Annotated in this window: 7 protein-coding genes; all 7 read left to right on the forward strand. The window is 66.2% G+C overall.

Annotated features, from left to right (window positions below; translation table 11 throughout):
- Positions 1-108: 108 nt before the first annotated feature.
- The 7 genes from ACFWXH_RS30810 to ACFWXH_RS30840 are packed head-to-tail and all read left to right on the forward strand — an operon-like array spanning position 109 to position 6,211.
- Positions 109-1,278, forward strand: coding sequence for an ABC transporter substrate-binding protein (locus ACFWXH_RS30810; protein WP_379125237.1), 1,170 nt, complete (start codon positions 109-111; stop codon positions 1,276-1,278).
- Between the two features lie 9 nt (positions 1,279-1,287).
- Positions 1,288-2,007, forward strand: coding sequence for an ABC transporter ATP-binding protein (locus ACFWXH_RS30815; RefSeq protein WP_379125238.1), 720 nt, complete (start codon positions 1,288-1,290; stop codon positions 2,005-2,007).
- Positions 2,008-2,013: 6 nt separating this feature from the next.
- The gene (locus tag ACFWXH_RS30820) at positions 2,014-2,745 is read left to right on the forward strand and encodes an ABC transporter ATP-binding protein (protein ID WP_379125239.1); all 732 of its coding nucleotides are present in this window, start codon (positions 2,014-2,016) and stop codon (positions 2,743-2,745) included.
- Positions 2,742-3,626: a branched-chain amino acid ABC transporter permease gene (locus ACFWXH_RS30825; RefSeq protein ID WP_379125241.1), complete on the forward strand. Its 885-nt coding sequence runs from the start codon at positions 2,742-2,744 to the stop codon at positions 3,624-3,626. The genes ACFWXH_RS30820 and ACFWXH_RS30825 overlap by 4 nt, the downstream gene beginning before the upstream one ends.
- The gene (locus tag ACFWXH_RS30830; protein ID WP_379125242.1) at positions 3,626-4,717 is read left to right on the forward strand and encodes a branched-chain amino acid ABC transporter permease; all 1,092 of its coding nucleotides are present in this window, start codon (positions 3,626-3,628) and stop codon (positions 4,715-4,717) included. Before ACFWXH_RS30825 ends, ACFWXH_RS30830 begins: the two co-directional genes overlap by 1 nt.
- On the forward strand, positions 4,714-5,610 hold the full coding sequence (locus ACFWXH_RS30835) for an MBL fold metallo-hydrolase (RefSeq protein ID WP_379125243.1): 897 nt from the start codon (positions 4,714-4,716) through the stop codon (positions 5,608-5,610). Before ACFWXH_RS30830 ends, ACFWXH_RS30835 begins: the two co-directional genes overlap by 4 nt.
- Before the next feature lie 10 nt (positions 5,611-5,620).
- The gene (locus tag ACFWXH_RS30840) at positions 5,621-6,211 is read left to right on the forward strand and encodes a cysteine hydrolase family protein (RefSeq protein ID WP_379125244.1); all 591 of its coding nucleotides are present in this window, start codon (positions 5,621-5,623) and stop codon (positions 6,209-6,211) included.
- Positions 6,212-6,509 lie beyond the last annotated feature (298 nt).

Here is a 6,509-nt window from a genome sequence, read left to right on the forward strand (position 1 = left end):
GAATTGGTCAACCAGGCTTCTCTCCAAGGATCTCATGGCGTTGAAATTCGACGGCGGACGTCTTTTGCGGAGTTCAGCGCCTGGTATGCACCACAATGGGGAACCTGCATGTCCACACATCCGCACACCTTCGCGGCGCTGCTTGCAGCGGGCGCGATGCTGTCCACGCCCGCCCTCGCGGAACCCGTCAAGCTCGGCATGGTGATGTCCTTCAGCGGCTGGTTCCAGCCGATTGACGCCAGCACGGTCAACGGCGCCAAGCTCGCCGTGAAGGAGATCAACGCGGCCGGAGGCATCCTCGGCAGCCAGATCGAGATCGAGACGTTCGACAACAAATCCGACCCGTCGCTCGGCGCCGAAGGCGCGCTGGATGTGATCGGCAAGGGCGCCAAGGCGATCATCCTGCCGAGCGACTTCGATTTCGGCGCGCCGGGCGCCATCGTTGCCCAGCAGAACAACGTGATCGCGCTGTCAGGCGCATCCGATCCGAAATTCGGCGTCAAGGCAGTTGGTCCTTACGCCTATTCCATCTCGGTCGCCGGCCAGGCGCAGGGCGCCCTGCTGGCTGAATGGGCCTTCCAGGAGAAGGGCTGGAAATCGGCCTATGTGCTGCTCGACAACACGATCTCCATCACCAAGTCGATCTGCGGCGGCTTCACGCAGCGCTGGAAGGAACTGGCCGGGGATGCCGCCATGGCCGGCAGCGACACGTTCCTGAACGGCGACCCGAGCATCGCGGCGCAGGTCTCCCGCATCAACGCCTTGCCGGCCAAGCCGGACCTCGTCGTGCTGTGCTCCTACGCGCCCGGCGGGCCGAGCGCGATCCGGCAGCTGCGCGCGGCAGGCATAGACCTGCCGGTGCTGACGGGCGAGTCGATGGATGGGGACTACTGGGCCGGCACGGTGCCCAACCTGTCGAACTTCTACGTGGTGAACTACGGTTCGATGTACGGAGATGACCCGGATCCGGCGGTGAACGAGTTCTTCAAGCGCTATCAGGCCGAATACGGCCAGCGGTCGGATGCATCCTATTCGCTGCGCGGCTATTCCATGGTGCAGGCCTGGGCCAAGGCGGCCACCAAGGCCGGCTCCTTCGATGCCGACAAGGTCGCCGCCGTGCTCGACGGCTTCAAGGACGAAGCGCTGGTGATCGGACCGACGACCTATTCGAGCGAGCTGCACATCCAGGCCACCCGCCCGATGACGATCGTGCAGAGCCAGAACGGCAAATTCTCGTCCGTCGGGAAGTTTGCCGCCAAGTCCGCCAGGCTCGACTGAGGCGGGCCGATGGACGCCGTGGAACTCAACGCGACGGACATAGCCGTGTGGTTTTCCGGCGTCCGCGCCATCGAGGGCGTTTCGCTTTCGCTGGGCAAGGGCGAGATCGTCGGCCTGATCGGCCCCAACGGGGCAGGCAAGACGACGATGGTGAATGTGCTGAGCGGCTTCCAGCGCCCGCATCGGGGCGGGGTGACGATCGGCGCCGACCGCACCGACGGCAGGTCGGCGGCCTGGTTCTCGCGCCGGGGTGTGGTCAGGACCTTCCAGGCGGTCCGGCTGTTCCGTGGCCTCACCGTCAGCGAAAATGTCGAGGCCGCGCTCAGCAGCCGCAATCTCGGCCGGACCGCCGCTCGACGGCGCGCCGGGCAGATCCTCGACTATATGGGCATCGCCGACAAAGCCGGCCTTGCCAGCGACGCGCTGACCTATGGCGACGAACGCAAGGTCGGCATCGCGCGCGCTCTGGCTCTTGAACCCAGCTTCCTGCTGATGGACGAACCGGCCGCCGGATTGAACATCGCCGAGGCAGCCGCGCTCGGCGATGTCATTTCGCGGATCCGCGACGACTTCGGCTGCGGCATCCTGCTGATCGAGCACAACATGACGCTGATCACGCAGACCTGCGGGCGGCTGCACGCCATGGCCAGCGGCAGGACGATCGCCACCGGCCTGCCCGACGCCGTCCTCGCCGACCGGCAGGTTCGCGCGGCTTACCTGGGATCGTAGCAGCGCATGGAGAACGCATCCCAACACCTGCTTGCCGTCGACGGACTTGTCGTCCGCTACGGGCGCATCGCTGCCCTCGGCGGCGTCAGCATCCATGTCGATCGTGGCGAGATCGTCGCCATTGTCGGGCCGAACGGCGCCGGCAAATCCTCGCTGCTGGCAGCCATAGCCGGGCTGGTGCGCCCCGCCTCCGGCTCCATCGCCTTCGCCGGCGAAGACACCATCGGGCAGCCGCTGGAGCAGACGGTGCGCCGCGGCATCGCGCTGGTGCTGGAAGGGCGCCACGTCTTCGCCGGGCTGACCGTGCTGGAGAACCTCAAGCTGGGGGCGGCCGCACGCTCCGATTTCGCGGAAATCGAGAAGGACATCGCGGCGCAGTTCGAGATCTTTCCGATCCTGGCGGAACGCCGGCGCCAGCCGGCGGGCCGGCTCTCGGGAGGCGAGCAGCAGATGCTGGTCATCGCACGTGCCCTGCTGTCGCGGCCCAGGCTGCTGATGGTGGACGAACCCTCGCTCGGCCTCGCGCCGCTGATGACCGACCGTGTCTATGAGGTGCTGGCCGAAATCCGCAAGCGCGGGGTTTCGGTGCTGGTGGTGGAGCAGAACGCGCCGCGCGCGCTGCAGGCGGCCGACCGCACCTATGTGCTGAACGGCGGACGCGTCGGGCTTTCCGGACCATCGGGCGAGTTGGCGCACCATCCCGATTTCGAAGCCGCCTATTTCGGTCTCACGGCATGAACCAGTTCCTGCAGATCGCCATCGATGCGCTGAGCGTCGGCGGGCTCTACGCCCTGACCGCGCTGGGCATCGGCCTGGTCTTTTCCGTGATGCGGCTGGCCAACTTCGCCCATGCGGAGTTCGTGACAGTCGCTGCCTACGTCCTGCTGGCGCTGTCGGGACAACCGGTCGTCATGTCGATCGCGGCTTCGGTGCTGGTCGCGATCGCGCTCGCCGTGCTCACGGAGCGGATCGCTTTCCGTCCCATCCGCCAGGCCGACCAGGCCACCATGCTGATCGCCTCCTTCGCGGTCAGCATGCTGCTGCAAAGGGTGCTCGTCTTCTTCCTCGGTTCCCGCATCAAGGCGGTGGACCCGCTGCCCGTGCTCAGTCAGGCGATCACGATCGGCGGCGCCCAGATCAACCTGCTGAAGCTGGTGACGATCGCGACATGCGGCATCCTGCTGGTGGCCCTCACCTTCTTCATGACGCGGACCCGATACGGCCTCCATATGCGGGCGGCTGCCGAGAACTTCACCATGTCGCGCCTAGTCGGGGTGCGCGCAAACGCCGTCATCGCCACCGCTTTCGCGCTGAGCGGCGCGCTGGCGGCGATCGTCGCCCTGCTGTTTGCGGCGCAGACCGGCTTCGTGCAGCCGCGCTTCGGCGTGCAGCTGGTGATCATCGCCTTTGTCGCGACGGTGATCGGCGGCCTCGGCAACCTGGTCGGCGCAGTCGCGGGCGGCTTCCTGGTCGGGGTTGTCTCGACGCTGCTGCAGGCGCTGCTGCCCGAGGAATTCCGGCCGTTCCGCGAGGCGTTCCTGTTCGCGGTGGTGATCCTGGTGCTGCTCTTGCGGCCGCAGGGCATCTTCCCCGCCAAGGGACTGAGGGAGCGCGTGTGATGTTCAACCCTTCGCCGGTCTCGTGGAGAGACACCGTCGCGGAGCAGGCGCGCAGGCTTGCGCCGCTCGCCGTCCTGGCGGCGATCATCCTGGCCGTCATCCTGCTCGGCGGTTTCGCCGACACGGTCATGCAGCGCCGCGTGACCTTCGCGCTGGTCAATCTGTCGGCGGTCGTCGCGCTTTATGTCTTCATGGGCAATTCCGGCATCCTGAACTTCAGCACGGCCGGCTTCATGGCCATCGGCGCCTACACGTCGGCACTGCTGACGATGCTGCCGGCAATGAAGCAGACCTTCCTGCCGGACCTCCCCGCTTTCCTGGCGGCGGCGCAGGTGTCACCACTGACGGGCGCACTCGCGGGCGGAGCACTGGCGGCGCTGGTCGGCCTTTTGGTCGGCTGGCCGCTGATGCGGCTGTCCGGAATCGCGGCCGGCATCGCCACCCTGTCGCTGCTGATCATCTGCTACATCGTCCTGGGCAACTGGACATCGGTCACCGGCGGGCAGCAATCCCTGATGGGCCTGGCGTCCTATGTCGGCCGCTGGACCGCCGGGCTGGCGGCCATCGCCGTGGTGACCGTGGCCTTCCTCTACCAGGAAACGCGATGGGCCATCGCGCTGAGGGCCTTGCGGGAGGACGAGGTCGCCGCAAAGGCCTCGGGCATCCATGTCGTGCGCACCCGGCTGATAGCCTTCGTGCTCAGCGCCTTCCTGGCCGGTATCGCGGGCGCGCTGTACGGCCATTTCCTGGGAACCCTGCGGATCGAGAATTTCTATTTCGACCTGACCTTCCTGCTGATTTCGATGCTGGTGGTGGGTGGCATGCGCAGCCTCTCCGGCGCGGTTTTCGGCGCCCTGCTGCTTTCGCTGCTTGCGGAAATCCTTCGCCTTGCCGAAATCGGCATCCCCGTCACAGGCGGCGCAAAGCTCGCCGCGCCGGCCGGCCTCGGCGACGTCATCCTGGCGGGGCTGATGCTGCTGATCATCCTGTTCCGCCCACGCGGCATCGGCGGCGGGCGCGAGATCGCCTGCCTCCCCTCCGGCAAAATCCCTTCGATTCAAGACCCATCGATTCAAGGAAAGACCACATGAGTGACAACACCCCGAACCCGCCCGCGCCGACCGTCGAGGCCAACGCGCCGCGCCGGATCGCCGACGGCGTCTTTGTCATCGAGGACCGCCGCGTGCCGCTGGTGCCCAATATCGGCATCGTGCTGGGCAACGAGAAAGCCCTCGTCATCGACACCGGCATGGGCCGCAGGAACGGCGAAAGGGTGCTCGCCGCGGCCAGGGCTCTGGCCGGTTCGCGGCCCCTGATCCTGACCCTGACGCATTTCCATCCCGAGCACGGCTACGGCGCCGATGCCTTCAAGGGCAATGCCGAGATCGTCTACAACAGGGCGCAGGCCGACGAGCTGGCCGACAAAGGCGAAGCCTATCTCGGCATGTTCAAGGGAATGGGACCGTCGATCGCGGAAGCGCTCGCCGGCACGGAACTGGTCGCCGCCGACAGGCTCTACGCCGACGCCGAGCACCTGCTCGACCTCGGTGGGCGCAAGGTGCTGCTGAAGAGCTGGGGCAAGGCCCACACGCGCGGCGACCAGATCGTCTACCTGCCCGACGAGCGGGTGCTGTTCACGGGCGATCTCGCCGAAGAAAAGACCTTTCCGATCTTTCCCTGGTTCCCGCCGAACGACATGGACATCGATGCCGGCAACTGGGTCAAGGCGCTGGACGATTGTCTCGCGCTGCAGCCTTCGACGGTGGTGCCGGGGCATGGCGACATCGGAGGGGCGGCAATCCTGACGGGCGTGCGCGACTATATCGTCGACGTCGCGGCCAAGGTGGCGGCCGCCAGGGGCGAAGGCAGCGACGAGCAGATCGTCGCGGCGCTCGCCCCACGGATCAGGGCGCAGCATCCCGACTGGCATTTTCCGGAATGGATCGACTTCGCGATCCGCTACCAGCTCGCGCAACAAGCCTGAAGGGGCCAGCGTGAACACGGTTTTCCTGGCGCTCCACTATCAGAACGAGGTCCTGCATCCCAAGGGCCGCATCAAGGTCGGGATGGCCGGGGAGGATGCCCGGCGCGGACGGGTGATCGAAGCCGCGTCGAGGCTGTTCGACTTCTGCCGCGGCACAAATATTCCGGTCGTCTCCGTTCGGGTGGCGTTCCGGCCCGACCATGCCGACGTGATCCAGAACTGCAAGATCTTCCGCGACGTCGTCGCTTCGAAGGCCATGACCGAAGGCAGCTGGGGTGCCGAATTCCATGAGGGCCTCGGTCCCATGGAAGGCGAATTCGTCGTCAAGCACAGCCGCGTCAATGCCTTCCACGGTTCGCAGCTCGGCGAGGTCCTGGCGATCCTCAAGGCGCAGCGCCTCATCATCGCCGGCATCGCGACGAACTCGGTGGTCCTGACCACCGTCGCGGCTGCCGCCGACATGGGGTACGAAGTCATCGTCGTCGGCGACGCCTGCTCTTCCGGCAATCTCCAGCTGCATGACTCCTCGCTGGAGAACATGAAGCTGGTGTCGGAGGTGACCGTCATCGATCAGCTCCCATCGCTGCTGGCAGGGCAATAGCCGGGTCTGGATCGCAGCGCCTTCGTCTGCGTTCCGGAATGGATCCCCGACACTCTCCGCTTCCTTCGGTCGCTCCGAGGTCGAGGATGACGGGCTTCATTTGCCGCCGTCGCTAATTGTCATCGTAGAATCCACGCTTGTGGTTGGTGGAGGCGAAAAGGGAACTCCGTCATCCTCGACCTCGCAAGGAGCGAAGCGACTGGAGAGTGTCGGGGATCCTGTGTGTTGGGGCTGTGGTATTCAAGAGCAGGGAAGGAGGCCGAGGGGATCCAGGTCGCCTTTCGGCAGACCGTGGCAT

It is taken from the genome of Mesorhizobium sp. NPDC059054, assembly GCF_042739215.1.
Lineage (GTDB): Bacteria > Pseudomonadota > Alphaproteobacteria > Rhizobiales > Rhizobiaceae > Mesorhizobium.

Excerpts from the sequence above, each read along its gene's own strand:
- ACFWXH_RS30810 (WP_379125237.1), top strand. The coding sequence starts at position 109 with ATGTCCACACATCCGCACACCTTCGCGGCGCTGCTTGCAGCGGGCGCG.
- ACFWXH_RS30835 (WP_379125243.1), top strand. The coding sequence starts at position 4,714 with ATGAGTGACAACACCCCGAACCCGCCCGCGCCGACCGTCGAGGCCAAC.
- ACFWXH_RS30815 (WP_379125238.1), top strand. The coding sequence starts at position 1,288 with ATGGACGCCGTGGAACTCAACGCGACGGACATAGCCGTGTGGTTTTCC.
- ACFWXH_RS30820 (WP_379125239.1), top strand. The coding sequence starts at position 2,014 with ATGGAGAACGCATCCCAACACCTGCTTGCCGTCGACGGACTTGTCGTC.
- ACFWXH_RS30825 (WP_379125241.1), top strand. The coding sequence starts at position 2,742 with ATGAACCAGTTCCTGCAGATCGCCATCGATGCGCTGAGCGTCGGCGGG.
- ACFWXH_RS30830 (WP_379125242.1), top strand. The coding sequence starts at position 3,626 with ATGTTCAACCCTTCGCCGGTCTCGTGGAGAGACACCGTCGCGGAGCAG.